Below are 24,635 nucleotides of genomic sequence, written 5' to 3'. Positions count from 1 at the left end.
TTATGACTAAGCGATTCGACACGCTGTTGCCTTGCCTGTTAGCCCCCTGGCTGTTACAGCCCCTGGTCGCCAGTGCCGAGACATGCGCGGAAACGCTCAAGACCGTGGAGACGTTGTACAACAACAACGTTAATCGATGTGACTCTGGCCCGGCATCGAACTGTTCAGGGTTGCTGATCAGGGGGACGCACCGGGCGCCCAAAGGCGAATATCACGTGTGGAACCCCAGCCCGACAGCGCAGAAACTGGGGACCTTTGCCGCTTCCTGGATGCGTGCCGACGGGATCAGTTACGAAGACCCAGGCATGCGCACCCACAATGGTTATCTCATTGCACCGTTTGATCTGGTCAAGAAACCGGAGAATCCCGTGCATGTGTACTGCGCCTTTCCGAACGACGCCTGGACGGATTACCGGGATGACCAAGGCTGCGGTGACAACAAGAACACCACCTCGACGCAAGAACCCGTGTGTCAATCCATGAAACCGCCTATCAGTAATTCCCAGGCATGGTTGGCACTGTTCAACAAGTACGAGAAGGACAAGAAACAAGACCAACGGCAATGCGGCTTCAACATGCGCGGCCGAAGTGCCGAGGACAACGAGAAGCGCGCTGCCGCGTTCCAGCAGTTCATCGAGGCGCGGAGAGTCATCAACACGCGCCAGTTCGAGACCCAGACCGAACTGCGCCTGGGCAATCCGAAAACTGACGAACTGCCGATACTGGCTTTTTTCTACAGCGACGCACGAGGCCTTGAGGATGCCAAGAAAAACGCGGCGGACTACAAGGCGAAGACAGGCAAGGAACGCAACATCGTCAAGATCGACTTTCCCAAAGCGCCCGACGGTAAAGCCACGTTCTCGTGCACCAGCACGGCGCCCACGCCTCCGGCGAAGCAGTATTGCGACAAGTACATCCAATCGAGCACCTGGGAGCAGCGCGATGATCCGAAGCTTGGCCCGAAAACCTGGACGCTTGAGGTGGTGCCTACCGCGTGCGGACGGGAAATCCAGGACGATGAAACCGACAGGATGTTCGCCGAGTTGTACAACAAGCACAAAGACGACGAGCAATGGCGGCAGTACAGCGTCAATGGTGGATCCCTGCGCCGGCAGCTGGTCTGCCACCTGGCTGCAACATTCGATGGCCAACCGGTACGTAAAAAACCGAAGTGGAACCTGGAACCGGCGAGGCCCTACGTTAGTCAGCAGGAGGCATTAGATAAGAAGTGCAACCCCTATACCGAGAAAAAGTAGGAGATTGCCCAGTCCCTTGGGCTTCGAAATCAGCTCTCTGTGTAGGAGCGGCTTTAGCCGCGATGCAGGCAACGCGGTGCTGCGGGGAATCGCGGCTGAAGCCGCTCCTACAGAGGTCGTGCCAGTTAATGGGTCACGGTTTGTTAGTAGCTAAACGCGGAACTGACGCAGCAATTGTTCAAGCTCCTCGCTCAATCGCGTCAAGGCCGCGCCGGCATCGCTGGACTGGCGCGCCGCCTCGGCGGTCTGCTGAGACAGGTCGGCGGTCTCGGTCACGTTGCGGTTGATTTCCTCCACCACATGCGACTGTTGCAGGGTGGCGCTGGCGATCGAGGCGTTCAGCGCGCCCAGGTTGCCCAGGGCCTGGCTGATGGCGTCGAGGCTGGTGCCGGCTTCACGCGCCTGTTCGACTGTCTGGCGCGAAGCCTCGCTGCTGGTGTCGATGGCCCTCACGGCGGCCTCGGATTGCCCCTGCAGGTGTTCGATCATGGTCTGGATTTCGGCGGTCGACTGCGCGGTGCGCTGGGCCAGCAGGCGCACCTCGTCGGCGACCACGGCGAAGCCGCGACCTTGTTCGCCAGCCCGGGCCGCCTCGATGGCAGCGTTAAGGGCGAGCAGGTTGGTCTGTTCGGCGATCGAACGGATCACTTCGAGCACACCGCCGATCTTGGTGCTGTGGCTGGCCAGTTCGCGGATGACGTGGACGGCCTGGTCGATGGTCGCCGAAAGTCGGTCGATCTGCTGCAGGCTGCCATGGATCGCCTGCTGGCCATGGCCAACCTGCTGCTGGGCGTTGCGCATCTCGCTGGCGGCCTGCTCGGCATGCTTGGCCACATCGTGCACGGCGTAGGTGACTTCATTGACGGCCGTGGCCACCTGGTCCATCTGCAACGACTGCTGGGCGCTGCGGGCCTGGGCGGAGCCGGCGTTGTCGCCGACGTGGCTGGCCGACTCGGCCAGGGCGTGGGCGGCGCCCTGCAGCTGGCCGATCACGCCTTGCAACTTGCCGTTGAAGCGATTGAAGTGCTCACCCAGGTGGGTGATTTCGTCGCGGCCGTGGGTATCCAGGCGGCGGGTCAGGTCGCTCTCGCCGCTGGCGATGTTGCCCATGGCCTGCACCGCTTCCTGCAACGGCTGGGCGATGCTGCGGGCGATGAGCACCACCAGCAGGGTCATCAGCAGGGCGATGCCCAGGCCCACCAGCGAGGCGTCGCGCAGCTGGCGACCGAATTCGGCCTGAACATCGTCGACATAGACGCCCGAGCCGATGATCCAGCCCCAGGGCTTGAACAGCTGGATATAGGACGTCTTGGCCACCGGTTCGCTGGCGCCGGGCTTGGGCCAGCGGTAATCGACCGGCCCGGCGCCCTGGCTGCGGGCGAGGGCGACCATCTCGTTGAACACGGCGAAGCCGTCGGGGTCGCGGATGGCGGAGAGGTCCTGGCCATCGAGCTTGGGGTTGGCCGGGTGCATGACCATCCGCGGGGTCAGGTCGTTGATCCAGAAATAATCGTTCTGGTCGTAGCGCAGGCCACGCACCACGGTCAGCGCCTGTTGCTGCGCCGCCTCGCGGCTGAGCGTGCCGGCAGCTTCCAGGCCTTGGTAATAGGCCAGCACGCCGGCGGCGGTCTGTACCACGTGGCGGGTCTTCTCGGCCTTGGCCTGATACAGGTCGCCATGGATCTGGCGCAGCATCAAAAGCCCCAGTACCACCAGCATGGCCACGGCGACCAGCAGGATCAGCCACAGGCGGCGGCTGATCGACATCGACCTCAGGGTCTTCATGATGCATTACTCCGGTGTTTTTCTTTTTATCCAAGGCATCCAAGCATGCTTTGCCGGCAGTCCCTACTCGACCAACGGCTAAGTGCCTGCCGAGACAATCCGTGTTGCAGGTAATGCAAGCCTTCAAGGGGGCGCTCTGCTAGGATTTCGGCCGCGCCAGATGAAACCTTTAGTCCACTGAGCGTTTCATCTGGCTTTGCGACCTGCTGTCGCTGTAAAAGAGCCTCGCCTTCCATGGCACGAACATGCAAATCAAAAACAAGGGGCCTGCCACCGGCAGCGCTCCACTGGGGGAATGATGGATTTTTGGAGTGCCTTGCAGGCAATCATCTTGGGCGTGGTCGAGGGCCTGACGGAGTTCCTGCCGATTTCGAGTACCGGGCACCAGATCATCGTCGCTGACTTGATCAACTTTGGCGGCGAACGCGCCATGGCGTTCAACATCATCATTCAGCTTGGTGCCATCCTCGCTGTGGTATGGGAGTTCCGCCGCAAGATCTTCGATGTGGTGTTGGGGCTACCCACCCAGGCACCTGCCCGGCGGTTCACCGCCAACCTGCTGATCGCCTTCTTCCCGGCGGTGGTGCTGGGGGTGCTGTTCGCCGACCTGATCCATGAATACCTGTTCAACCCCATCACCGTGGCTGCGGCGCTGGTGGTCGGCGGGGTGATCATGCTTTGGGCGGAGCGTCGCCAGCACCGCATCGAGGTCGATCATGTCGACGAGATGAGCTGGCACCACGCGTTGAAGATCGGTTTCGTCCAGTGCCTGGCAATGATCCCAGGAACCTCGCGTTCCGGCTCGACCATCATCGGCGGCCTGCTGTTCGGGCTGTCGCGCAAGGCCGCCACCGAGTTTTCCTTCTTCCTGGCCATGCCGACCATGGTCGGGGCGGCGGTGTATTCGGGCTACAAGTACCGCGAACTGTTCCAGCCCGGCGACTTGCCGGTGTTCGCCCTGGGCTTCGTGGTGTCGTTCATCTTCGCCATGATCGCCGTGCGTGGGCTGCTCAAGTTCATCGCCAACCATAGCTACGCGGTATTCGCCTGGTACCGCATCGCCTTTGGCTTGCTGATCCTGGCGACCTGGGAGTTCGGTTGGGTCGACTGGTCGACGGCGCACGGCTGATGGCGCGCGAGCAGGAAGGCGTGCGCAACGCACGCCTGAAGCTTCTGGTACTGGCTGGGTTATGCCTGTTGCCGGTGCTGGGCGGCCTCCAGATGGGCTTGAATGGCCAGTCCTGGGTACCTTTGGCGTTGTATCCGGCGGTGAGCCTGGTCAGCCTGCTGCTGTACTGGCAGGACAAGCAGCAGGCACGTACCCAGGCCTGGCGAACCCCGGAAAAGGTGCTGCACGCGAGTGAGCTTCTGGGTGGCTGGCCGGGGGCGCTGCTGGCGCAGCAGCTGTTCCGGCACAAGACCCGCAAGGTGTCGTATCAGGCCGTGTTCTGGGGCATCGTGCTGTTGCACCAGGTGTTCTGGGCCGACCATCTGCTGCTGGGTGGGCGCTGGTTGGGACACCTGGTGTAATCCCAGGCTTGGCGCGGTCCCTGTAGGAGCCGGCCTTGCCGGCGAACCAGGCAATGCGGAGGATGGCACCGGCCATGCCGGTGTTCGCCGGCAAGCCGGCTCCTACAGCAACATCCCCACCTGCAGGCGCTTGGGCAGCCGGCGCACCACCAACTGGTGCGAGCGGCGCAGCAGGTCGCTGAGCTCCTCGCGGCCCATGGGGTAGGGGCGCCCCATGCTGATCCACTTGGCCCTTGCCAGATAGGGCGCCGGGCGTATGCCCGGGCGGTCGCAATAACCCAGGAACAGCTCATCGGCGACCTTGAACGCCAGCCCGTCGCCGTTAAGCCCCTGTATCGCGAACATCTTGTTGCCCGCCACCGAGAACACGCGGATTCCACCCCACTTGTAGTCCTCCTGCGCCCCTGGCAAGCCCAGGCAGTAAGCTGCAACCTGCTCTTCGGTCATCCTTTTCTCAGACATAACGCTCTCCACAGGCTTCGAACGAGGCGGCCAGGTGGTCGATCCAGACCCTGACCGCTGGCAGCAACCCGCGCCGGTGCGGGTAGACCGCTTGCAGGTAACCGCCTGGCAGCGACCAGTCTGGCAACAGGCGAACCAGTTCGCCACGTTCCAGCTCTTGCTCGCAGAACATGCTCGGCAGCGCGGTGAAACCCAGGCCCGCGCGCACCGCGGCATTGCGCACGACAAAGTCGTCGATGGCCAGGCGCGGCTCCAGGGCGACATCTTCCTGGCGCCCGTTGGGGCCGAACAGGCGGAAATGCACCAGGCGATCAGCCTCGGCCGCACCCAGCACGGGCAGCGTGGCCAGTTCGGAAGGTTCGCGGATGTGATCGGCGAAGCCCGGCGCGGCCACCAGTTGCATCTGCGCCTGGCGCAGGCGACGGGTGACCAGGGCCGGGTCTTCGTCGCCCAGGTCGCGCACACGCAGCGCCACGTCGATACCTTCCGAGATCAGGTCCACGCGACGATTGAGCAGCACCATGTCCAGTTGCACCAGCGGGTACTGGGCGAGAAAGCGGCTGATCACATCCGGCAGGAAGGCATGGGCCAGAGCCACCGGGCAAGAAACTCGCAACCGGCCCCGGGGCTCGCTGGACATGCTGGCCACCACTTCGTCGGCCATTTCCGCCTCCAGCAACATGGCCTGGCAATGGTGCAGGTACCGCTCGCCCACCGCCGTGAGCTTGAGTTGCCGGGTGGTGCGTTGCAGCAGGCGCGTGCCCAGGCGCTCCTCCAGCTCGGCGATGCGCCGCGACAGGCGCGATTTCGGGATGCCCAACTGGCGCCCGGCGGCGGCGAATCCACCGGTTTCGACCACCCGGGCGAAGTAGAAGAGGTCGTTGAGGTCTTGCATATGACAATCCCATTGTTCCATCAGTGGAACAAACTAACGCATTTTTGCTGGCTTATCAGCCATTCGCTGTATCGATAGGATTCTCCCCATCGTGATCGCCCACCGCCGCGGTCTTCATTCACAGGAGAGTCCCATGAAACTGTTGCATATCGATTCGAGCATCCTGGGCGACAATTCCGCCTCCCGTCAGCTGAGCCGCGAAGTGGTCGAGGCCTGGAAAGCCGCCGAGCCAGGCATCGAAGTGGTCTACCGTGACCTGGCCGCCGACGCCATCAGCCACTTCTCCGCCGCCACCCTGGTGGCTGCCGGTACCCCCGAGCAAGTGCGCGATGCCGCCCAGGCCCATGAAGCCAAGCTCAGCGCCGAGACCCTGGAAGAATTCCTGGCCGCCGACGCGGTGGTGATCGGTGCGCCGATGTACAACTTCACCGTGCCGACCCAGCTCAAGGCCTGGATCGACCGCGTCGCCGTCGCCGGCAAGACCTTCCGCTACACCGAAGCCGGCCCCGAAGGGCTGTGCGGTGACAAGAAGGTGATCCTGGTTTCCACCGCCGGTGGCCTGCACCAAGGCCAGCCAACGGGTGTCGGCCACGAAGACTTCCTGAAAGTGTTCCTGGGCTTCATCGGTATCACCGACCTGGAGATCGTCCGTGCCCACGGCCTGGCTTATGGCCCGGAGCACCGCGCCAAGGCCATCGACGCCGCCCAGGCGCAGATCGCCGGTGAGCTGTTCGCCGCAGCCTGATCGCGGCGTAAAAAAGCCGACCGTCGCCTCAAGGCGCCGGTCGGCTTTTTTCATGCTTTTTTCATGTTGGCCAAGCACGACGGGTTCTAAGCTGGCGAATACGTCCGCCATGCGGGCGTGGGAGCGCCTGCGCATGAACAGATTCCTCACCTTGATCACCTGTGTGCTGCTCGGCAGCCTTATGGCCCAGGCCGACGCGGCGCCGTGGGTGGCCGGGTTGCATCGGCTCACCCTGACCGACCCGGTGGATGCCCGGCCCATGCAGGCGCTGGTGTTCTACCCTTCCAGTGGTGAAGCACGCCCCGTGCGCATCGAAGGCTATCAGACCCGGGTAGCAGAAGACGCACCGGTGGCCATGGGGCAGTTTCCCTTGCTGGTCATCTCCCACGGCAACGCTGGCAGCCCGATGGCCTTGCATGACCTGGCCAATGGCCTGGCGCGGCAAGGGTTCGTGGTGGTGGCGGTGGTCCACCCCGGTGACAACGGCCGGGACCATAGCCGGCTGGGTACCCTCAGCAATCTCTACGGGCGCCCCTTGCAGGTCAGCGCCGCTATCACGGCGGTGCGCGCAGACAAGCTGCTGGCGCCTTATCTGAACGATGGCAAGGTTGGTGTGATCGGTTATTCCGCGGGCGGTGAAACCGCCTTGATCCTGTCGGGCGCCCGGCCCGACCTGGAGCGCCTGCGCCGCTATTGCCAGGAACGCCCTACGGATGCCGATGCCTGCAAGACCCACGGCGTGCTGATCGCCGACCACAGCGAGCTGGCCCCACGGGCGGACCCACGCGTAGGCGCGGTGATGTTGATGGCACCGTTGAGCCTGATGTTCGGTCGTCACGCCTTGGCGGGGGTGCACGTACCTGTGCTGATCTACAGCGGTGACAACGACCAGTTGCTGGCCCTCGAGCACAATGCCGATGCGCTGGCGCGCAAGTTGCCGATCACGCCGGACTACCGCCTGCTCAGTGGCGCCGGGCATTTCGTGTTCATGGCCCCCTGCGATGACGAGCAACACCTGCGCATGCCCGCGCTGTGCAAGGATGCCGACGGTGTCGACCGTCGTTACATCCACCGTTCGCTACGCAGCGAAACCACGGCCTTCTTCAGCCAGGCGCTGGGTGCGCCGGAGCCTGCCGAACGCTCAGCTGCGGCGGGCCAGCAACAGGGTCAAGGCCACCCCTGACAGTGCCAGCAGGGCGGCAACCGCGAAGATCGAGGCGTACCCCAGGTGCACAGCCACCGCGCCCATCAGCGGGCCGGCGATGGCCAGGGCCAGGTCGAAGAACACCGCATAGGCGCCCAGCCCCGCGCCACGGCTGCTGCTGGGGACCTGGCGGATTGCCTCGACACCCAGGGCGGGATAGACCAACGACAGCCCGAAGCCAGTCAGGCCGGCCCCCAGCATCGCCCACAACGGCGAGGGGGCCAGCCACAGCAAGGTCAACCCCAGCACTTCGGTGATCATGCAAGCGACTGCTACGTTGTAGCCACCGAAGCGGTTCACCGCATTGACGAACAGTAGCCGCGACAGGATGAAGCACAGGCCGAACGCACTGAGGCACCAGGCTGCGCCGACCCAGCCGCGCTCAAGATAATAAAGCGTGACGAAAGTGGTCAGGGTGCCGTAGCCGATCGATGCCAGGGTCAACCCCAGGCCGCAAGGTGCGACCCGGCCGAATGCGGCCCAGAACGGCAGGCGCTCACCGCGCACCACCTGCACGTCAGGGCGCGTGCGCAGCACCAGCAAGGCCACGACCGCCAGCGCTAGCAGTGCTAGCCCCAGCACCGCGAAACCCAGGCTGCCCACCAGCAGCACGCCAGCCGGTGCACCAATGGCGATGGCGCCGTACGAGGCGATGCCGTTCCATGAAATCACCCGCGCGGTGTGTTCCGGCCCCACCTGGCCGATCCCCCAGCTCAGGGTGGCGACGCCAATCAGCCCTTGGGCGATGCCCAGCAGCAGCCGTCCACCCAGCAACAGCGCCAGGCTCAGCCAGGGCAAGGCGAGAGCCCAGGCCGAGAGCAAGGTCAGCACACCGCAGCCGGCAATGCCGTACAAACCATAGCGAATGGCCCGCTTGCCGCCGAGGGTGTCGGCGACTCGGCCGGCGAACGGGCGGCTGACCAGTGTGGCGAGGTATTGCAGGCCAATGGTCAGCCCGGCGATGACTGCGCCGAAGCCCAATTGATCATGTACATGGCCAGGCAGCACTGCGATCGGCAGGCCGATGCAGAGGAAGGCGATGAAGGTGTAGAAGACGATGGAGAGGATCTGCAGCGTGACGCCGGAGTTTGGTTGTTGCGCGGTCATGGGCTCGTTCGCGGGCAGGCGGTGGGGCGTGGCGCCATGATGGCCGCTGCATAGGAAAAAAGGAAGCAGGCTAACGAATAATCCGCGCAGCCCCTGCAACCTGTAGGAGCCAGCCTTGCTGGCGAACACCGGCATGGCCGGTGCCATCCACCGCGTCGTTCGGTCCTACAAGGGCCGCGCCAAGAGATCAGGGTTGTCGCTCGGCAACGGCCCTGAGCGTTCTCAACGTGACGACTGGGGCATCCACCACGAAGCGGTTGGCCAGCCAGCCTGGCACATCGCCGGCCGGGTCGGCCTGCAATGCATAGGTGACTTCAGTCAGCCGTTCACCCAGCGGCTTCATGACCCATTCGCCCCGCAGATGACGCACGCGGATCAGGCCCGGTTGTTCGGGCAGCCTGCCAGGCTCGGCGCTCAGATGGCGCACCAGCGAACCATCGTCCAGGCGCTCGGTGCGCACTTTCAGCACAATGTCCCGTGGCAGGGTGGGCCACGGCAGGTTGGTGGTCAGGTAGACCCAGGTGCTGTCACCTTCGACATCGAGCAGGCGCATCTGGTCGCAGGCATACAGCCATTTGCAGGCTACCCGCAGGTTCTCCTGCAGGTCGGTGAGGGTGCGCACGCTGGCTTTCATGGTGCTCACACCACGGAACTGCTGGTAGGGCGAGCCGGCAACGGCGCTCAGGTAGACACGAATGCCTTCGCGGTCGTAGGCGAGGTTCCAGGCGTCGGCGGCCAGAAGGGTGGTCGATAGCAGCAGGGCGGCGATCAGGGGGTAGCGGTTCATGGCCGGTACCGCGCGGGGGAGGGGAAGAGTGGCAAGTATGCGCGGCAAACGGATGGGTTGCCACGGGGAGAGGTTCGCCGGCAAGCCGGCTCCCACGGGGAGACGGCTTGCCGGCGAAGAGCGGTCAGCGTTGCGGGTTCAGGGTCAGGTGCACGTGGCGGTTGACGTCCTTGTACAGCAGGTAGCTGAACGGGCCCGGGCCACCGGAGTAGCAGGCTTGCGGGCAGAAGGCGCGCAGCCACATGAAGTCACCGGCCTCGACCTCGACCCAGTCCTGGTTCAGACGATACACCGCCTTGCCTTCCAGCACGTACAGGCCGTGTTCCATGACGTGGGTTTCGGCGAACGGGATCACGCCACCCGGCTGGAAAGTCACGATGTTGACGTGCATGTCGTGGCGCATGTCGGCCATGTCGACGAAGCGGGTGGTGACCCAGCGGCCTTCGGTACCCGGCATCTCGATGACGGTGGCGTTGTCACGGTGGGTGACGAACGACTCAGGCACCGGCAAGCCTTCGACTTTCTGGTAGTGCTTGCGCAGCCAGTGGAAGGTGACGTTGGCCTTGCTGTTGTTGCGCAGGCTCCAGTCGGCGCCTGGCGCCAGGAAAGCGTAGCCGCCGGGTACCAGGGTGTGGTGCTTGCCTTCGACGGTGATGTCGATCTGGCCTTCGACCACGAACAGCACGGCTTCGGCGTTCGGGTCCAGCTCAGGGCGTTCGCTGCCGCCTTCGGGGGCGACTTCGACGATGTACTGGGAGAAGGTCTCGGCGAAGCCGGTCAGCGGGCGGGCGATGACCCACATGCGCATCTTGTCCCAGAACGGCAGGTGGCTGGTGACGATGTCACGCATCACACCCTTGGGGATGACGGCATAGGCTTCGGTGAACATGGCACGGTCAGTCAGCAGCTCGGTCTGAGCCGGGTGCCCACCGTGGGGGGCGAAGTAGGAAGGTTTCGACATGAACGGTCTCGACTTTGTTGTTCTCTCCCCGTGCCTTTTTCCACACCGGCCGGTGCGTGCAGGGGATGCGTGGACAGCATAAGAGCCTGTTGATGGCATCCACAAATTAAATGTTGAAATGCTCGGCATTCGATTTTTGAATTTCTGGTTCCCGCGCCTGGCTGTGCAGGCGAAGTTGAAAGCAGGGTCGGCTGCCCGATGCGTCGGAACGTCGTGCAGCCTCGCCTGTTTCACCTTGCCGATCGATACGCGGCGAATGCTCGCAGGCGCCTTACTTTTTTATGTGATTACGATGGTCACTGACCCGCTTTCTAAGAAGGTTGGTAATGCGCAGGCCGTTATTGATTGGTTTTTCAATGTCATCGAGGAAGATGGCCTCCTTGCCTTTGGAGTCTGGCGATATAATACCAAGGCTCGGCGTGGCATCAGAATTATTCGGGGCCACGACTTGCCATGTCCCCTCAATATCGACTATTGGTTTTGCAAGTTTTTTGAAGGTGTCGTAGAGCTCTTGGTGTAATTCTGTCAGGTAGTGTATGGTTTTTTCTGCGCTGCTATCAACTAAGTCAAGGTATTCTCTCCTTGAAAGATTCATGGCGCTGTATGCGCTTCCTAAAGACTTTGATAAGCTGACAAGCGAGACAGACTCTAAATCCAAGCCGATTATTTCTTCTAGGGCTGCCTTGGCAGCGCTTTCGGTGACGTCTTGTAGCTTGCTTGTAATCGTGTCCTTGACTTTGGAAATAATCTCTCTTTTTATGTTGGCTGAAGCATCCTTGACTTTTGATAACAAGTCATAGTCCGGGCTTATCGGTTGAGGGTCTGTAAGCGCATCTATAAGTCCGACACCAACCTTTTTCGCCAAGGACTTTGTAGCGGGTGGGGCTGCAATCGTTATAAGGCTATTGGCTGAGCCTGAGGCAAAGTTTGCCCCGGTCTCGAGGGCGATATGCATGGCTTTTGATTGGGTAAAGCTATGCATCTGTTTGCTTATGCTTTCAGCTATTTCCGGTATCTTTCCGAGGCCTTCAAGTTGGCCTTTGAATAATTTTATTCTTAGATTTTGTACTTGTTCGTTGAGTTTGCCCTTTGCGCTGTTTAGTAGGGTTTCAAAATGGGTAGGCGGTGACGAATTCTCCGTGGCGTTGGCGTCCTCCAGGTTGAGCCCAAGCATGTCCTTGAATGATGTCGGGTTGTTCTTGACCATCCGATACAGGTTGAGCCCATCCACTGTTCCCGCCGAGTCGGCACTCAACCAGCGCCCTAGCCACGGTTGGTAATAGCGATACCCGTAGTAATACAGCCCCGTCACATCCCGCTCCTTGCCGGAATAGCGCACGGTCTTGTACTGCGCCTCCACGCTGTTGTCCGGCAGCCACACCGCCGTTTCGCCGTAGGGGTAGTACTCTTCCTGGCTGATGATCGCCGCGTCTTTACCCAACTCCAGAGCGACGCTGCCGATCAGGTCGGTGTAGCTGTAGCGGATCGTGTCGTTGGCCATGCCAGGGGGGAGGCCGGTTTCCCAATGCAGCAACCGCACCTGGGCGCTGCCGGCTGCGCCGACGATGATTTCGTGCCGCAACGATTCCACGGTCGCATCGTTGTACTGGGTGCGCAACTCCAGCCCCGGCAGGTAGAGCACGTGGTTGCGGCGCACGGTCCCGGAGGCCAGGTCCGAGCGGTGTTTGGTCACTCGCTGGCCGCTGGCGTCGTAGCGGTAGATCTCCTCGTCGTCCGCCAAACTGTCACGGGGCATCTGCACGGCTCGCGCCAACTCGCCCCGGCTGGTCCACTGCAATTGCTGGTTCGTCTGCAACTGGCGTTGATTGCCGGCGGCGTCGAAGTAGGTGTCGACCTGCGCGGGGTCTTCCGTCACGTTCTTGTCCACGGCGCGATTACTGCGGTCGGACACCGTCAGCTCGATCGTGTAGGCGTTGGGCGGGTCTTGTGGGTTGTGCTTGAGGTGGGTCAGGTTACCGCCACGGTCATAGCAGTAGTGGCGCACATAATTGACGAGGGTACCGTCGGTGGAGGGGGGCGGGAGGGTGGGCGGGCGGTTTTTCTGGTGTTGCTTGGCGATGTCGAGCAGTTCACGGCCGGTGGCGCTGACCAGTTAGTAGAGGGTGTCGTAGGTGTAGTGGTGCTCGGGGACGACCTTCTGGTTGCGGTAGAAACGTGTCGCTTCGGCGTCGTTGTGCAGGTGAATCACATTGCCCACCGGGTCGTAGGCGTAGCGCAGGTCTTGCAGGCGTTTTCCATCGGTTGGCCGTACGACCAGGATGTGCAGGAGGCGTTGGGTGCGGGGTTCGTAGGTAAAGGTGGTGACCACGCCGTTGCCATGTTCCTCGCGCAGCTTCTGGCCGGCAGCGGAGTATTCGACGGAGCTGAGGATGACCTGCTTTTTGCCGTCCTTGATGGTCAGCCAGCTGCTGGCCAGTTGTCCGGCGACATCGTGGACCAGGTGTTGCTGGTGCCCGTGTGCGTCGGTCTGTTCGAGCAGCGTGCCGGTGGCGTCGACGCGGGCGAGGGTGGTGTAGGTTTGCGGCGCCAGCAGGCGCTCCCATGCCGCCTCGTCCGCCCCTTGCCAGTCGGCTTCGCCGTCGGCGGCGAGCAGTTGGCGGGTAGAGGACAGCGGCAGGCCGGTAAGTGCGACGCTGTCGGTCCTAAGACGGCCGGCGGTGTCGTAATTACGGACAGGCAGACCCGCCAGTTTATGGTCCTTGCTGGCCTGGTTGTTATCGGCCCAGACGAAGCGTTCGGCGATGCGGGGTGTCTCTCCTGGCATGCCCTCGGTGACACGCAACGGCCGCCCCGCGAGTGGGGCCGGTTCGTAGTGGTGATAGCGAGCGACATCATTGGCGCTGAGGTGCATCAGTGGGCGCCCGGCAATGTCGTTCAGTGCGATGCTGCGACCAGCGTCGACACTGTCGGTGCGCAGCGTTTCACCGGTCATTGACAACTGATAGGTGAAGTTGGGGACGTGCAGCCGAGGGTCGATGCTATCGACGGGATGGCCGAAGGCATCGAACCGGTGCCGGGTGATGCGCTCGTCGATGTCATCGGGTGTACCCGGGTGGCGGTGGTAGACAATCTGGCGCACGGCCAGGCCGCGGTTGTCGCGGACCGCCACCGTCGGCGTTCCGTGGTGCAGTGAGTGATTTGAGGTTTTCATCCTAGTCTCCTTGATCATGCCGCAGAGCATGTCGACATGCTGCTAAAGGTTAGCCGAGACCGGAATATGCACCTGTAGGAGCCGGCTTGCCGGCGAACAAGGCCGTCCTCTAATTCCGGGTCATGACCACCGGCCTCTTCGACAAATTTTTCACATCACCTTGCTAGGATCACGAGCTCTTCCAAGGAGCCGACTCGATGACGCAAATCCTGCGCGGGCGAGCTGTCCGCCTGGCCCTGGCCACCACGGCTGGCCTGGTGGCCAGTACCTTGGGCTTCTTCGCCTGGCAGAACTTCTACCCGGTACAGGCAGCCAACGGCTGGGAGGTGCAGGTGCTGCACAACTCGGTGACGCGCGCTGCCTCGTTGTTGCTCCAGGCCGACGGCAGCCTGCTGGTCAGCCGTGAACTCAATAGCGGCAAGGGCAGCGTCCTCCAGATCAGCGCCACGGGTGAGCGTGCGGTGGTTCTAGAAGGCTTGTCCAAGCCAGATGGCATGGTGGCGGTCGATGGCGGCTGGGCGTTCAGCCAGGAAGTGGGCGGGGCGCCGGTCAGCCTGTCGCGCAATGGCCAGGTCTCGACGCTGTTCGAGGGCAACAATGTTCAGGGCTTGTTCAACGATGGCGATCACCTGTACGCCATCGAGGACCGTAAGGGTGACGGGCGGCTGATGCGCTATGACTGGCGCAGCGGTCAGTTGGAGGTGCTGCGCGCCGGCCTGACCGAGACCGAAGGCCTGACGCGTTGCGCCGACGGGCGTCTGCTGTACACCGAGAAGGCCACCGGCAAGATCCGTGCGCTCAGCGCCGACGGTAATGACCCGGTGGTGGTCGAGGGGCTGCGCAACCCCACCTTCCTGCTCTGCGACCAGAGAGGCCTGTGGATCAGCGAGGACTCCACCCATCGTGCCCGGCTGTTGCGCATTGATGGCGATGGTTTGCGGCATGTGGTGTTGAGCTACCTGAAGGCGCCCCAGGCCATCGTTCCCGACGGGCATGGCGGTTACCTGCTGGCCGAGGGCGGTCGTGATCGTGTGTTGCGGTTGAGTCCATCCATTTTGCAAAGCACGGCCGAGGTTGAAAGCGGCAAGGGTGAGCCTGAGGCCTGAGTTCGGCGGTGGAGTGGTTCGCCAGCAAGGCTGGCTCCTACAGGGGAATGCAGTGCGCTCAAGACAGGCGCTGCGCCACCAGTAGCAGGGACTGTGGCATTGGGCTTTGAGGATGCTGGGGCTCTTGCAGCTCGACCAGGCTGAACCCTGCCATTTCCAGCGCCTTCAGCCAGCTGGACAGCGTGCGGAAATACCAGGGCATCGGTCGCCATTCACCGGCAAGACCGGTGAATGACTCCTCCCGCCAGCCATCCTGATAATCGCCGCCCGCCACGGTCCAGGGGTGAAGGGTCTGGATCAGCAGGCTGCCACCGGGCTTGAGCAAGCCACGCAGCGCCGTGAGCAGGGGAATGATGTCTTGCTGCAACAGGGCGAAGTTGGCGCAGACCAGGTCATAGTCGCGGCCAATGTCCACTTCGCCTGCAGCCAATTGCGCGTAGCTGGCCAGGTAAACGCTTGGCGAGCCCGCCGCCCGTGCGGCGTCGACGAGTGTCGCTTCACCATCCACCCCGACAGCTTGCACCTCGCGAGCAGCCAGTGCCCGCAGTAGCCAGCCTTCGCCACAGCCCAGGTCGAGGACACGGTCCGGCAGGCGTGCGAGCAGCGCAACGAGGATTGCCTGGTCGGTGACCTGCCGGCGTGACTCGATGGTGCCGGAGCGCACGGCTTCGATCCAAGCGGGTGCATTGTGCCGCCAGCTGGGTAGCAGGGTGTTGTCGGGTGTGGTCATGGTCAGGTCCGCCAGGCTGGGGTGGGTTGAGGATAGAGCAGATTCGCCCTTGTGCCTGTGAGCCTTTGCTCGGCACACTGGCGCTCCTTCGCGAGGGAGCGGCGCATGGCACTTTCGACAACGGATTTCACCACCCGGCTGCTGCTCGATGCCGAGATCGGCCCGGGCATGCGGGTGCTCGATGTGGGCTGCGGCAAAGGCGATGTGACCTGGTTGCTGGCCAGGTTGGTGGGGCGTGATGGTGCGGTGGTCGGGGTCGACCAGCAGGCCAGGGCGCTCGCGTGCGCAGGTCAGCGCGAAGCGCCCGCAGGGGCTGCGGCACCGATGTTCATCCCGTGTGACCTGTACGCGCTGCCGGATAGCCTCGGGTTGTTCGACGCCATCGTTGGTCGTCGGGTACTGATGTACCAGGCGGATGGGGTAAAGGCCTTGCGCGCGCTGGCCCGACACCTGTTGCCAGGCGGGGTGATGGTATTCCAGGAGCACGATGCAACGCTGGCGCCGGCCTGCCTCGAACCGTTTCCGCTGCACCGCAAGGCTCAACAATGGCTGCAGCGAATGATCGCGCTCGAAGGGGCGGACCTGCACATCGGTTTCAACCTGCAGCGCCTCTTCAGTGAAGCGGGGCTTGCCGTCGAGGATCTGCGTGCCGAGCTGCTGGTACAGGCACCCGGTCAGCCCTACGCCTTGGGCGATATCGTCCGTGCCTGCCTGCCAAGGATCGTCGCCCTGGGCGTGGCGACGGCGAGGCAGGTCGGCATAGAGACCTTGCAGGCCCGCCTGGACGCCGAGCGCCAGGCGACAGCGGCCATCTACATCGGTGACGTGGCGTTCGGCGTGATCGGGCGCAAGCGCTGAACGCCACGCCCGCTTTACAGCGGTTCAGGCCGCAGCAGCGGCTTTTTCATCACCACCTTGATCCACACCACCGCAATCAACGACACCACCGCCAGTACCACGCCCGCCGTGCCGAAGATCTTCAGGCTCATGTCCGGGCTGGGCGAGGCGTTCCAGATCGCATACAGCATGCCGCCGATACCGAACAACTGCGGCAGCGGATAGAACGGTGTACGGAACGGGCGCGTCAGGTGCGGGTAGCGATGGCGCAGGGCGATCACATCCAGATGGACGATGATGTAGGCCAGCAACCAGGCCAGGGCAGCCGACAGCAGCAACAGGTTGATCGCCGCGGCGTCCTGGCCCATCAGCAGGATAGGCAGGCCGGTGATCGCCGCGACGAACAGCACCGCCACCCACGGTGTGCGCGCACGCGGGCTGAGCCGTTTGAACTGCGGGAATGCCTGGCCATTGCAGGCCATGCCGTAGAGCATCCTCGGGATGGCGGCCAGGGAGGTATTCAGGGTGCTGCAGGTGGCGGTCACCGCGGCGATCACCAGGAACACTTCGCCGGTCTTGCCGAACACGGTGGTGGCGAACAGGTAATGCGGCAGCGCATCGCTGCCCAGTGCCTCGCGTGGTATCAGGAACAGGGCACCCAGGCCGTACAGGCCGATGGTGGCGAAGATCACGGTCAGGCCGATCATCATCGAACGCGGGATATTGCGCTCGGGCTTGCGGGTTTCTTCCACCAGTGAGCAAACGAACTCGGCGCCGACGAACCCCCACACGGCCATGGCGGTCAAGGCCAGCACGCCCGCGCCCATGGGGTTCCAGTCACCTTGCAGCAGCGTGGTGGTGGCGCCCTCGGCATGGCCTTCACTGATTGCGGCGATGCCGAGGATCAGCAGCACCACGACCATTACCACCGCCATGGCGCTCTGCAACTTGGCGAAGATGTCGATGCCCATGAGGTTGAGCAGGGTGAACACGGCCAGTACGCCGAATGCCACGCTGTACGGAGGGAAAACGCCGGGGTAGACCTTGCCGATGATGAGGTCCAGCAGTAGCAGTTCGGCCGAGAGGGCGAACATCGCCACCACCACGTAGCCGGAAAAGGTGGCGAGGATGGCCGGGAAGTGTCCGAGGGCGACCTCGGTGTAGCTCGACAGGCTGCCGGCGCGTGGCACCAGCAGGGCCAGTTCGGAGAACGAGCAGGCGTAGCTCAGGGCCAGTAAATAAGCCAGCCCCAATGGCACGATGAAGCCCAGGCCGGCGGCGCCGACGCCCTGGAGCATCATCACCATCACCCCTTGCGATACCACCAGGCCGACCGCCACCGCCAGTAGCGATCCCAGCCCCAGGACCCGGCGAAAACCGGCTTGATCGTGCTGCACGCTGGCAGGCACGGATGCACTTGCACTCATGAGAGTTTCCCCGCTCGTTGTTGTTGTAGTTGCGCCAGATAGTGGAACAGGGGCCGGGGTGGGGAAATTAGTAAAAATGTGGTCGGTGCAGAGCAAAAAGCTGGCACAGCACTGTAGGAGCCAGAAGGTGGCCTTGACCTGCAGCCCCGCTACCAGCGCATTGCCGTTGTCCAGACCATAGCGCTTTGCCAGGTCGAATTGAACGGGGCATTGCGGGAAGTCCTGGAGCATGCGGATGGCTTTGGAAGTGGTTCGCCGGCAAGCCGGCTCCTACCTTGGAGCGTAGGAGCCGGCTTGCCGGCGAACGGGGGCGATGCGGTCTATGGCAATGCGTAGGCCATCACATAGTCGCCACGGTCGGTCGACTGGCGCGCGCCGCCAGCGGTGACCACCACGTACTGCTTGCCGGACTTGGGCGACACATAGGTCATCGGGCCACCCTGGCTGCCGACCGGCAGGCGGGCCTTCCAGATTTCGTTGCCGTTGCCGCTGTCGTAGGCGCGTAGGTAGAAGTCCTGGGTACCGGCAATGAACACCAGGCCGCCTTGGGTCGACAGGGTGCCGCCCAGCGTCGGCAGGCCGATCTTGATCGGCAGGTGCATGCGGATCCCCAGTGGGCCGGTGTCCTCGACGGTACCGACCGGCACCTGCCAGGCGATCTGCCGGGTGTTCATGTCGATGGCGGTCAGCGTGCCGAACGGCGGTGCCTGGCAAGGGATGCCGGCCACCGAGAGGAAGCGGTTCTTGTTCACGGCGTAAGGGGTGCCTTTGAGCGGCACCTCGCCCATGCCGGTGTTCAGCGCCTCGCCACCGGAGGCCGCCGAGCCCTGGTTCTGCGACGGGATCATCTGGATCCACAGGCCCAGGCGCATGTCGTTGACGAAAATGAAGCCGTGCACCGGGTCGGTGGAAATGCTGCCCCAGTTCATGCCACCCAGCGAGCCCGGAAAGCTCAGCGACAGGTCGGTGCCGGGCGCGGTGTAGAGGCCGTCGTAGCGCATCTTCTTGAAGTCGATGCGGCACAGCAACTGGTCGTAGGGGGTGGCGCCCCACATGTCCGACTCGGTCAGCGTTTGTGCGCCGATCTGCGGCATACCGACGGATTTGGGCTGGGTCGGGGAATACGGCTCGTTGGGAATGTTGCCGGGTTTGACCGGCACTTCATCGACTTGCGTCAGCGGCTTGCCGGTGGCGCGGTCGAGTACGTAGAGCTGTCCGGCCTTGGTGCCGATCACCACGGCGGGCACGGTCTTGCCGTCGTCTCGGGTGAAGTCGATCAGGCTTGGCTGCATGGGCAGATCGAAGTCCCACAGGTCGTTGTGCACCGTCTGGTACACCCATTTTTCATTGCCAGTGGTGGCGTCCAGGGCCAGCACCGAGGCGCCATAGGTGTGGTCCAGCTGGCTGCGTTCGGCACCGTAGATGTCGGTGGAAGAGGAACCCATCGGTAGGAACAGGGTGTTCATCGTCGGGTCGTAGGACATGGGCGCCCAGCTGTTGGGGGTGCTGCGCACGTAGCTCCTGCCTTCGGCCGGGGCGTTGCGGTCCTGTGGGTTGCCCGGATCGAAGGCCCAGCGCATTGCACCGGTGACCACGTCGAAGCCACGGATCACGCCACCCGGCATGTCGGTCTGTACGTTATCCGCCACGCGACCGCCGACCACCACGGTGGTGCCTGCCATCAGCGGCGCCGAGGACAGTTGGTAGTACGAATCGGGCACCTCGCCCAGGCCCGCCTTGAGGTCGACCTGGCCGTTGTTGCCGAAGCCCTGGCAGAACGCGCCGGTATCGGCGTCTACGGCAATCAGGCGGCCGTCGATGGTGTTGGTCAGCAGGCGGCGCTGGCAGTTTGCGCCGGCTGGAACGCTGGCCACGGTGATCGGTGAGCTGTTCGGCTGGGTCGGTTGGGCGATTGGCGCGGTGGCGTCGAAGTAGGCCATGCCACGGCAGCGCTGCCAGACCTTGGACTGGGCGTTGATCGTGTGCTTCCACAGTTCCTTGCCGGTGTCGGTATCGAGGGCGATCAGATTGTTGTGCGGGGTGCAGATGAACACCTTGTCGCCGACCTGCAGTGGGGTGAGCTGGTCTTCCGCGCCATTGCCATCGCTGATGGCCACGTCGCCGGTGTGGTAGGTCCAGGCCACCTTGAGCTTGTCGACGTTGCCGCGGTTGATCTGGTCCAGCGCGGCGAAGCGGCTGCCACCCTCGGTGTTGCCATAGTGAGCCCAGTCTTTTTGCTGATGACCGGCCTCGACCGGGGTCAGGCCCGGGCCTTTGCCGTTGGGGGCAACGCTGGGGTGCGCGACGAACATGTTGCCGGCGGCGACCGCCAGCAGCGCGGCCAGCACGCCGGCCACGCCATAGGCGCCACGGGCCTTGCGCCGCACCAGTTGCGGGTAGGCCAGCGCCACCACCAAGCCGATCGCGGCGAACATGAACAGGCGAGAGAACAGCGGCCAGAAAACCAGGCCAGCGTCGATCACCGCCCACAGGGCCGTGCCGGCGAGAAACACAGCGTACAGCCAGGCGCCGGCCGGCTTGCGCCGGGCGATGAGCAGGCCGGCGACGGCCATCGCCAAGCCGCCAACGAGGAAGTACCAGGAGCCGCCGAGGCCGGCCAGCTTGACACCGCCGGCCGCCAGTAGGAGGCCGAGCAGGGCGATGACCACGCCCAGGCCGACCAGGATCAGGGTTGAGGCGCTTGATGCGCGCGGTGTGTCTTTCATGCCAGGGATCTCGCAGGTGGAATGCGGCGCAGTGTATGCCCTTAGCAAGCTAATTAACAAGTTAGTACATTTTACGTTCACTGATCTGTAGGAGCGGATTCATCCGCGATGCGCCGCGCGGACGGCGCTCGGTATTGCAGGCACTGCCAATCTTCTTGGCATGTGCCTGAAGCCTTCGTCATCTCTTGTCGAGCAGGAAGAGGCTGCTCTGGGCGGCAAGGGCCAGGCCCATGATTGCACGCAGACGGGCAGATGCTGGATGGAGGTCTTGCTGCGCTGTCAAGGCCGAGTGCCGCTCCCGCGGCACATCGCGGATAAATCCGCTCCTACAGGGTGAGGCGGGGTAACCGTGCCGCACCTGTCAGGCCATGGTTGCCAGCCTAGGCATTTCAAGCCTGCAACCCCTCCAGCAAACAGCGCAACGCTGCTTTCACCCGTTCCGCGGCCGCCTGCGGATCCTGCTGGGCGATTACCCACATGCCACTGTCGCCCATCGCGCCATTGATCAGATGGGCCATGGCCACCGCGTCGAACGAGCGCAACCTGCCGGCTTCCTGCAACTCCACCAGCCCCTGGGCCATGGGCCCGATGTAGCTGGCTTCCTCGAGTTCGCGCAACCGCGCGCCCAACACTGCGGGTGCGTCCTGCAGGAGGATGCGGCGCAAGGCTTGGTCGTGGAGCAGGTCGTAGTAGTACAGGCAGGTGTCGATATAGCCCTCCCACGGGTCGTCATGGGTGGCGTAGCGCTCATCCAGCAACTGATTGATGTTTTCCAGCAGGCTCTGCACCACGGCGGTAAACAGCCCGGCCTTGCCGCCGAAGTGGTGATGCAGGGCGCCACGGGTGAGATCGGCCTCGGCGCACAGGTCGTCCATGACCACGGCGGCGAAGCCTTTCTCGCTGAACTGACGGCGTGCCACGGCAATCAGCCGCTCGGTGGTCTCGGCGCTCATGGCGGCGCGGCTGCGACGGGGGGCAGGCATGGGAAGCTCCAGGTGAAAGGCGATGTGGTGCAAATTAGCATACGTTGCGTATGTCAATAAATGGCATTAGCATACGCTGCGTATGTAAATTGGAGGTTTTCACCGTGACTGCTTCTGTTCTGCGCCCGAAGAGCGCCTGGCTGAGTGAGTTGCCGGGGCTGTTGCGCCTGGCTTTACCGCTGGTCTTGGGCCTGTCGGCTGCCGAGTTGATCAGCCTGACCGACACCGTGCTGCTGGCATCGCTCGGCACTTTGGTGCTGGCATGTGTGTCGCTGACCGCCAGTGCTGGATTGATCTTCCATGCCGGGCTCTATGGGATGCTCGCCACGCTTAGCGTGCGTGCCGGCCTGGCCTTTGGTGCCGACGATCCGGGCGCCGTGGCGCGTACCTTGCGCGCCGGCCTGGGCTATGGGCTGCTGGTCGGTGTGCTCGGCTGCCTGGCAATGCTCGCCAGCCTGCCGGTACTGCAATGGCTGGGCGTGCCGTTGCCGGATGCGGCGCTGCTGACCCCGTACTGGCAAGCGATGGCGGTGTTCCTGATCCCATACTGCCTGGCGGTGGTGTTCAAGGATGTGCTGGAGGCCATTGGCCGCCCATGGGTGGCGGTGCTGCTGGTGATGAGCGCGGTGCTGTTCAACATCCCGTTGAGCTACGGCCTGATCCACGGTCATTTCGGCCTGCCCGCGCTGGGGCTGGTGGGCGCTGGCATCGCCGGGGTGATCGCCGAGTCGCTGGCCGTGCTGCTGGCCCTTGCCTACTGGCGCCTGGCGCCGTCGTTGGCGCGCTATCGCCAGGCTGCTCGCGGGCAACCTCTGCATTGGCGGACACTGCTGGGCGAAGGATGGCCGTTGGGCCTGGGTTACCTGGCCGAAGCCGGCGCGGTGGTGATCGCCGCCTGGATGCTGGGTTGGCTGGGTAATGCGGCATTGGCGGCCAACCAGGTGGTGCAGTCGATCGGCGCGCTGCTGTACATGCTGCCGCTGGGCATGGCTGCGGCGGTGAGCATCCGCATCAGCCAGGCCCACGGACGTGGCGAGCAGGCCCGGGTGCGTGCCATCGGCAGCGCCACCTTCATCAGCGTGACCGCCTGGATGGTCGTTGCCACGGTGCTGCTGGCCGTGTTCGGTCGCCGGATAGCCGAGGCCATGAGTGACGACCCGCAGGTCATCGCCATCGCAGTGCCGATGTTCGTGGTGGTGGCGGCGATGCAGGTGGCCGATGGCTTGCAGTCCACTGCGCTGGGTGCCTTGCGTGGTTTGCAGGACTATCGCTGGCCGGTGGGCGTGACCATGGTCAGTTACTGGCTGCTGGCGCTGCCGTTGAGTTACTGGCTGGCGTTCCATTCCGCGCTGGGCGCGGTCGGTGTGTGGGTGGGTTTTGCCTGTGGTCTGGCCGTGGCGGCATTGCTGCTGCCCTGGCGCTTCTACTGGCTGCAGGCCCGGCCGGCTGGGCAGGCGTTGGTTCAGGCGTCGTAGAACACCGCCAGCCACACCGTGGTCACGCCGGCCTCGGTCCATTCCACCCGGTGGCGGCAGTTGGGGGGGATGTCCAGGTGATCGCCGGGGCGCAGCACGCGGGGCTCGGCTTCGTGCTCCAGCCGCAGCCCGGCGCTGCCGCTGAGCACAACGACCCACTCGCCTTCGTCCTGGTCGTACCAGAAGTCCGGCGGGCTGGCCTGGCCGCTGGAGACAATACGCTCGATGCGCAGGCCAGGGCGGCGCAGCAGGTCGTCGAACTGCTCGGCAGCCTGTGGGTCGAGGGCGGGCAGGGCGGTGAACAGATTGTCGGGCATGGTGGTCTCGTGCGTGGTTGATTACCGTCGGTGATTGTAGGAAGGTTCCGGGTTTTGCCCCAGGGATAATCGCAATGGACAAGCTGCTGGCGATCAAGGTGTTCATGGCCACGGTCGAGGCCCTGGGGTTTTCCGCCGCCGCGCGCAAGCTTGGGGTGGCGACTTCCTCGGTGACTCGTCTGGTCGACGCGCTGGAGAACGAACTGGGCGCTGCCCTGCTCAATCGTTCGACGCGCCAGGTTAGCCTGACCGAGGCGGGTGCCGGTTACTACCAGCGTGCACGGGACATCCTCGAGGCGCTGGCCGAGGCCGATGCCCGCGTGGCCGACCGCGGCGAGGAACCGGTTGGCGTGCTGCGCCTGTGCCTGCCGGTGGAGTTCGGCAGGCGAGTGATCGCACCGCACCTGGGCGCATTCCTGGCACGTCACCCAGGGATGGAGCTGGACATCGACCTCAGCGACCGCTTCGACGACCTGCTCGATGGCCGCTACGACATGACCATTCGCTTGGGGGAGCCGGCGCCCAGCGATGAACTGGTGTGCCGCCCGCTGGGGCGCTTCGAGCGCTGGCTGGTGGCCAGCCCGGCCTACCTGGCGCAGCGCCCGCCCCTGGAGCATCCCCGACAGTTGGCTGACTGCGCTTGCCTGCGCTTTCGCTATGGGCAGTCGGCCAGGCCCTGGCGCTTGAGGCGCGGCGAGCAGGTGCTGGAACTGGATGTCGCCGGCCCGCTGCGCAGCGCCAATGCCGATTTGCTGCGCGAGGCGGCGATGGCCGGCAGTGGTGTCGCCCTGCTCGCCGACTGGCTGGTGCGCGAGGATGTTCAGGCCGGCCGCCTGCAGCGGCTGCTCAGCGATTGGCAGGCGAGCCCCGGGGCGGCCAGCACCAGCATCAACGCGCTGTACCTGCCCAATCATCGGGGGTCGAGGCGGGTGATGGCCTTTGTCGGTTTCTGTGAGGCGCTGCTGGCGGGGGGAGGATAGGGGGCCTGGCAGTAACCTTGTAGCGCTCTCAAGGCCGAGCGCCGCCCACGCGACGCATCGCGGATGAATCCGCTCCTACAGAGGCCATGTTTGTCAGCCTTGGTACCAGCAAAACCGGCATAGGCACGTTGCAACCGAGGTAGGAGCGGA

Annotated in this window: 22 protein-coding genes and 1 pseudogene; 9 read left to right on the top strand and 14 right to left on the bottom strand. The window is 63.9% G+C overall.

What is annotated here, in order from left to right; translation table 11 throughout:
* Positions 1 to 2 precede the first annotated feature (2 nt).
* Positions 3 to 1,256 (top strand): DUF2599 domain-containing protein, encoded by a 1,254-nt coding sequence (locus PSEEN_RS13590; RefSeq protein ID WP_011534098.1) that lies wholly within the window; start codon positions 3 to 5, stop codon positions 1,254 to 1,256.
* A gap of 150 nt (positions 1,257 to 1,406) precedes the next feature.
* Here the strand turns inward: PSEEN_RS13590 and PSEEN_RS27325 are convergent, their stop codons facing one another.
* Positions 1,407 to 2,141 carry a methyl-accepting chemotaxis protein gene (locus PSEEN_RS27325; RefSeq protein WP_373694307.1) on the bottom strand — a complete coding sequence of 245 codons (735 nt, stop codon included), beginning with the start codon at positions 2,139 to 2,141 and terminating at the stop codon, positions 1,407 to 1,409.
* A 138-nt stretch (positions 2,142 to 2,279) separates the two neighbouring features.
* A pseudogene (locus PSEEN_RS27320) lies at positions 2,280 to 2,951 on the bottom strand (cache domain-containing protein); the annotation flags it as partial.
* Between the two features lie 388 nt (positions 2,952 to 3,339).
* Between PSEEN_RS27320 and PSEEN_RS13580 the strand changes: the two are divergent.
* A complete protein-coding gene (locus tag PSEEN_RS13580; RefSeq protein WP_011534096.1) occupies positions 3,340 to 4,170 on the top strand; it encodes an undecaprenyl-diphosphate phosphatase in 831 nt (276 codons plus the stop codon).
* Positions 4,170 to 4,571, top strand: coding sequence for a DUF1294 domain-containing protein (locus tag PSEEN_RS13575; RefSeq protein WP_011534095.1), 402 nt, complete (start codon positions 4,170 to 4,172; stop codon positions 4,569 to 4,571). The genes PSEEN_RS13580 and PSEEN_RS13575 overlap by 1 nt, the downstream gene beginning before the upstream one ends.
* A gap of 102 nt (positions 4,572 to 4,673) precedes the next feature.
* On the opposite strand, the gene PSEEN_RS13570 is transcribed toward PSEEN_RS13575, so the two are convergent.
* Positions 4,674 to 5,033, bottom strand: coding sequence for an MmcQ/YjbR family DNA-binding protein (locus PSEEN_RS13570; protein WP_044488142.1), 360 nt, complete (start codon positions 5,031 to 5,033; stop codon positions 4,674 to 4,676).
* Positions 5,026 to 5,928, bottom strand: coding sequence for a LysR substrate-binding domain-containing protein (locus tag PSEEN_RS13565; RefSeq protein ID WP_011534093.1), 903 nt, complete (start codon positions 5,926 to 5,928; stop codon positions 5,026 to 5,028). Before PSEEN_RS13565 ends, PSEEN_RS13570 begins: the two co-directional genes overlap by 8 nt.
* A gap of 133 nt (positions 5,929 to 6,061) precedes the next feature.
* Between PSEEN_RS13565 and PSEEN_RS13560 the strand changes: the two genes are divergently transcribed.
* Positions 6,062 to 6,673: an FMN-dependent NADH-azoreductase gene (locus PSEEN_RS13560; protein ID WP_011534092.1), complete on the top strand. Its 612-nt coding sequence runs from the start codon at positions 6,062 to 6,064 to the stop codon at positions 6,671 to 6,673.
* A gap of 133 nt (positions 6,674 to 6,806) precedes the next feature.
* Entirely contained in the window at positions 6,807 to 7,856 is a 1,050-nt protein-coding gene (locus PSEEN_RS13555) for an alpha/beta hydrolase family protein (RefSeq protein WP_011534091.1), read from the top strand.
* Here the strand turns inward: PSEEN_RS13555 and PSEEN_RS13550 are convergent.
* The 5 genes from PSEEN_RS13550 to PSEEN_RS25855 all read right to left on the bottom strand — a co-directional run bounded on the left by PSEEN_RS13550 (position 7,815) and on the right by PSEEN_RS25855 (position 13,904).
* Positions 7,815 to 8,984, bottom strand: a complete 1,170-nt coding sequence (locus PSEEN_RS13550; RefSeq protein WP_011534090.1) for an MFS transporter — start codon at positions 8,982 to 8,984, stop codon at positions 7,815 to 7,817. The genes PSEEN_RS13555 and PSEEN_RS13550 overlap by 42 nt on opposite strands.
* 187 nt (positions 8,985 to 9,171) lie before the next feature.
* Positions 9,172 to 9,771: an START domain-containing protein gene (locus PSEEN_RS13545; RefSeq protein WP_011534089.1), complete on the bottom strand. Its 600-nt coding sequence runs from the start codon at positions 9,769 to 9,771 to the stop codon at positions 9,172 to 9,174.
* Between the two features lie 124 nt (positions 9,772 to 9,895).
* The gene (locus PSEEN_RS13540) at positions 9,896 to 10,732 is read right to left on the bottom strand and encodes a bifunctional allantoicase/(S)-ureidoglycine aminohydrolase (protein ID WP_011534088.1); all 837 of its coding nucleotides are present in this window, start codon (positions 10,730 to 10,732) and stop codon (positions 9,896 to 9,898) included.
* 271 nt (positions 10,733 to 11,003) lie between these two features.
* Positions 11,004 to 12,737, bottom strand: a complete 1,734-nt coding sequence (locus tag PSEEN_RS25860; protein ID WP_052299099.1) for an RHS repeat domain-containing protein — start codon at positions 12,735 to 12,737, stop codon at positions 11,004 to 11,006.
* Positions 12,738 to 12,845: 108 nt separating this feature from the next.
* A complete protein-coding gene (locus tag PSEEN_RS25855) occupies positions 12,846 to 13,904 on the bottom strand; it encodes an RHS repeat domain-containing protein (RefSeq protein ID WP_158020257.1) in 1,059 nt (352 codons plus the stop codon).
* A 197-nt stretch (positions 13,905 to 14,101) separates the two neighbouring features.
* Here PSEEN_RS25855 and PSEEN_RS13530 point away from each other — a divergent pair, with 197 nt between their 5' ends.
* Positions 14,102 to 15,010 (top strand): NHL repeat-containing protein, encoded by a 909-nt coding sequence (locus tag PSEEN_RS13530; RefSeq protein WP_011534087.1) that lies wholly within the window; start codon positions 14,102 to 14,104, stop codon positions 15,008 to 15,010.
* A 58-nt stretch (positions 15,011 to 15,068) separates the two neighbouring features.
* Here PSEEN_RS13530 and PSEEN_RS13525 read toward each other — a convergent pair whose 3' ends face one another.
* A complete protein-coding gene (locus PSEEN_RS13525; RefSeq protein ID WP_011534086.1) occupies positions 15,069 to 15,740 on the bottom strand; it encodes a class I SAM-dependent methyltransferase in 672 nt (223 codons plus the stop codon).
* Positions 15,741 to 15,845: 105 nt separating this feature from the next.
* On the opposite strand from PSEEN_RS13525, the gene PSEEN_RS13520 reads away from it, so the two are divergent.
* A complete protein-coding gene (locus PSEEN_RS13520) occupies positions 15,846 to 16,598 on the top strand; it encodes a class I SAM-dependent methyltransferase (RefSeq protein WP_011534085.1) in 753 nt (250 codons plus the stop codon).
* A 14-nt stretch (positions 16,599 to 16,612) separates the two neighbouring features.
* Here the strand turns inward: PSEEN_RS13520 and PSEEN_RS13515 are convergent, their stop codons facing one another.
* The 3 genes from PSEEN_RS13515 to PSEEN_RS13505 all read right to left on the bottom strand — a co-directional run bounded on the left by PSEEN_RS13515 (position 16,613) and on the right by PSEEN_RS13505 (position 21,713).
* Positions 16,613 to 18,004 (bottom strand): APC family permease, encoded by a 1,392-nt coding sequence (locus PSEEN_RS13515; RefSeq protein ID WP_011534084.1) that lies wholly within the window; start codon positions 18,002 to 18,004, stop codon positions 16,613 to 16,615.
* A 320-nt stretch (positions 18,005 to 18,324) separates the two neighbouring features.
* Entirely contained in the window at positions 18,325 to 20,730 is a 2,406-nt protein-coding gene (locus PSEEN_RS13510; protein WP_011534083.1) for a glucose/quinate/shikimate family membrane-bound PQQ-dependent dehydrogenase, read from the bottom strand.
* A 389-nt stretch (positions 20,731 to 21,119) separates the two neighbouring features.
* Positions 21,120 to 21,713, bottom strand: a complete 594-nt coding sequence (locus PSEEN_RS13505) for a TetR/AcrR family transcriptional regulator (protein WP_011534082.1) — start codon at positions 21,711 to 21,713, stop codon at positions 21,120 to 21,122.
* A gap of 104 nt (positions 21,714 to 21,817) precedes the next feature.
* Here PSEEN_RS13505 and PSEEN_RS13500 point away from each other — a divergent pair, with 104 nt between their 5' ends.
* Positions 21,818 to 23,188, top strand: a complete 1,371-nt coding sequence (locus tag PSEEN_RS13500) for an MATE family efflux transporter (protein WP_044488139.1) — start codon at positions 21,818 to 21,820, stop codon at positions 23,186 to 23,188.
* On the opposite strand, the gene PSEEN_RS13495 is transcribed toward PSEEN_RS13500, so the two are convergent.
* On the bottom strand, positions 23,176 to 23,505 hold the full coding sequence (locus PSEEN_RS13495; protein ID WP_011534080.1) for a cupin domain-containing protein: 330 nt from the start codon (positions 23,503 to 23,505) through the stop codon (positions 23,176 to 23,178). The two genes, PSEEN_RS13500 and PSEEN_RS13495, sit on opposite strands and share 13 nt — an antisense overlap.
* 74 nt (positions 23,506 to 23,579) lie before the next feature.
* Here PSEEN_RS13495 and PSEEN_RS13490 point away from each other — a divergent pair, with 74 nt between their 5' ends.
* Entirely contained in the window at positions 23,580 to 24,485 is a 906-nt protein-coding gene (locus tag PSEEN_RS13490) for a LysR family transcriptional regulator (RefSeq protein ID WP_011534079.1), read from the top strand.
* Positions 24,486 to 24,635 lie beyond the last annotated feature (150 nt).

Origin of the sequence: Pseudomonas entomophila L48 (assembly GCF_000026105.1) — a bacterium.
Taxonomy (GTDB): domain Bacteria; phylum Pseudomonadota; class Gammaproteobacteria; order Pseudomonadales; family Pseudomonadaceae; genus Aquipseudomonas; species Aquipseudomonas entomophila.
Note: the sequence above shows the minus strand (reverse complement) of the source record. Positions and strands in the feature narration are given on the sequence as shown.

Excerpts from the sequence above, each read along its gene's own strand:
- PSEEN_RS13575 (WP_011534095.1), top strand. The coding sequence starts at position 4,170 with ATGGCGCGCGAGCAGGAAGGCGTGCGCAACGCACGCCTGAAGCTTCTG.
- PSEEN_RS13520 (WP_011534085.1), top strand. The coding sequence starts at position 15,846 with ATGGCACTTTCGACAACGGATTTCACCACCCGGCTGCTGCTCGATGCC.
- PSEEN_RS13530 (WP_011534087.1), top strand. The coding sequence starts at position 14,102 with ATGACGCAAATCCTGCGCGGGCGAGCTGTCCGCCTGGCCCTGGCCACC.
- PSEEN_RS13490 (WP_011534079.1), top strand. The coding sequence starts at position 23,580 with ATGGACAAGCTGCTGGCGATCAAGGTGTTCATGGCCACGGTCGAGGCC.
- PSEEN_RS13590 (WP_011534098.1), top strand. The coding sequence starts at position 3 with ATGACTAAGCGATTCGACACGCTGTTGCCTTGCCTGTTAGCCCCCTGG.
- PSEEN_RS13515 (WP_011534084.1), bottom strand. The coding sequence starts at position 18,004 with ATGAGTGCAAGTGCATCCGTGCCTGCCAGCGTGCAGCACGATCAAGCC.
- PSEEN_RS13510 (WP_011534083.1), bottom strand. The coding sequence starts at position 20,730 with ATGAAAGACACACCGCGCGCATCAAGCGCCTCAACCCTGATCCTGGTC.
- PSEEN_RS13550 (WP_011534090.1), bottom strand. The coding sequence starts at position 8,984 with ATGACCGCGCAACAACCAAACTCCGGCGTCACGCTGCAGATCCTCTCC.
- PSEEN_RS13505 (WP_011534082.1), bottom strand. The coding sequence starts at position 21,713 with ATGCCTGCCCCCCGTCGCAGCCGCGCCGCCATGAGCGCCGAGACCACC.
- PSEEN_RS13495 (WP_011534080.1), bottom strand. The coding sequence starts at position 23,505 with ATGCCCGACAATCTGTTCACCGCCCTGCCCGCCCTCGACCCACAGGCT.
- PSEEN_RS13540 (WP_011534088.1), bottom strand. The coding sequence starts at position 10,732 with ATGTCGAAACCTTCCTACTTCGCCCCCCACGGTGGGCACCCGGCTCAG.
- PSEEN_RS13545 (WP_011534089.1), bottom strand. The coding sequence starts at position 9,771 with ATGAACCGCTACCCCCTGATCGCCGCCCTGCTGCTATCGACCACCCTT.
- PSEEN_RS13570 (WP_044488142.1), bottom strand. The coding sequence starts at position 5,033 with ATGTCTGAGAAAAGGATGACCGAAGAGCAGGTTGCAGCTTACTGCCTG.
- PSEEN_RS13525 (WP_011534086.1), bottom strand. The coding sequence starts at position 15,740 with ATGACCACACCCGACAACACCCTGCTACCCAGCTGGCGGCACAATGCA.
- PSEEN_RS13560 (WP_011534092.1), top strand. The coding sequence starts at position 6,062 with ATGAAACTGTTGCATATCGATTCGAGCATCCTGGGCGACAATTCCGCC.
- PSEEN_RS13565 (WP_011534093.1), bottom strand. The coding sequence starts at position 5,928 with ATGCAAGACCTCAACGACCTCTTCTACTTCGCCCGGGTGGTCGAAACC.
- PSEEN_RS27325 (WP_373694307.1), bottom strand. The coding sequence starts at position 2,141 with ATGGACCAGGTGGCCACGGCCGTCAATGAAGTCACCTACGCCGTGCAC.
- PSEEN_RS13555 (WP_011534091.1), top strand. The coding sequence starts at position 6,807 with ATGAACAGATTCCTCACCTTGATCACCTGTGTGCTGCTCGGCAGCCTT.
- PSEEN_RS25855 (WP_158020257.1), bottom strand. The coding sequence starts at position 13,904 with ATGAAAACCTCAAATCACTCACTGCACCACGGAACGCCGACGGTGGCG.
- PSEEN_RS13580 (WP_011534096.1), top strand. The coding sequence starts at position 3,340 with ATGGATTTTTGGAGTGCCTTGCAGGCAATCATCTTGGGCGTGGTCGAG.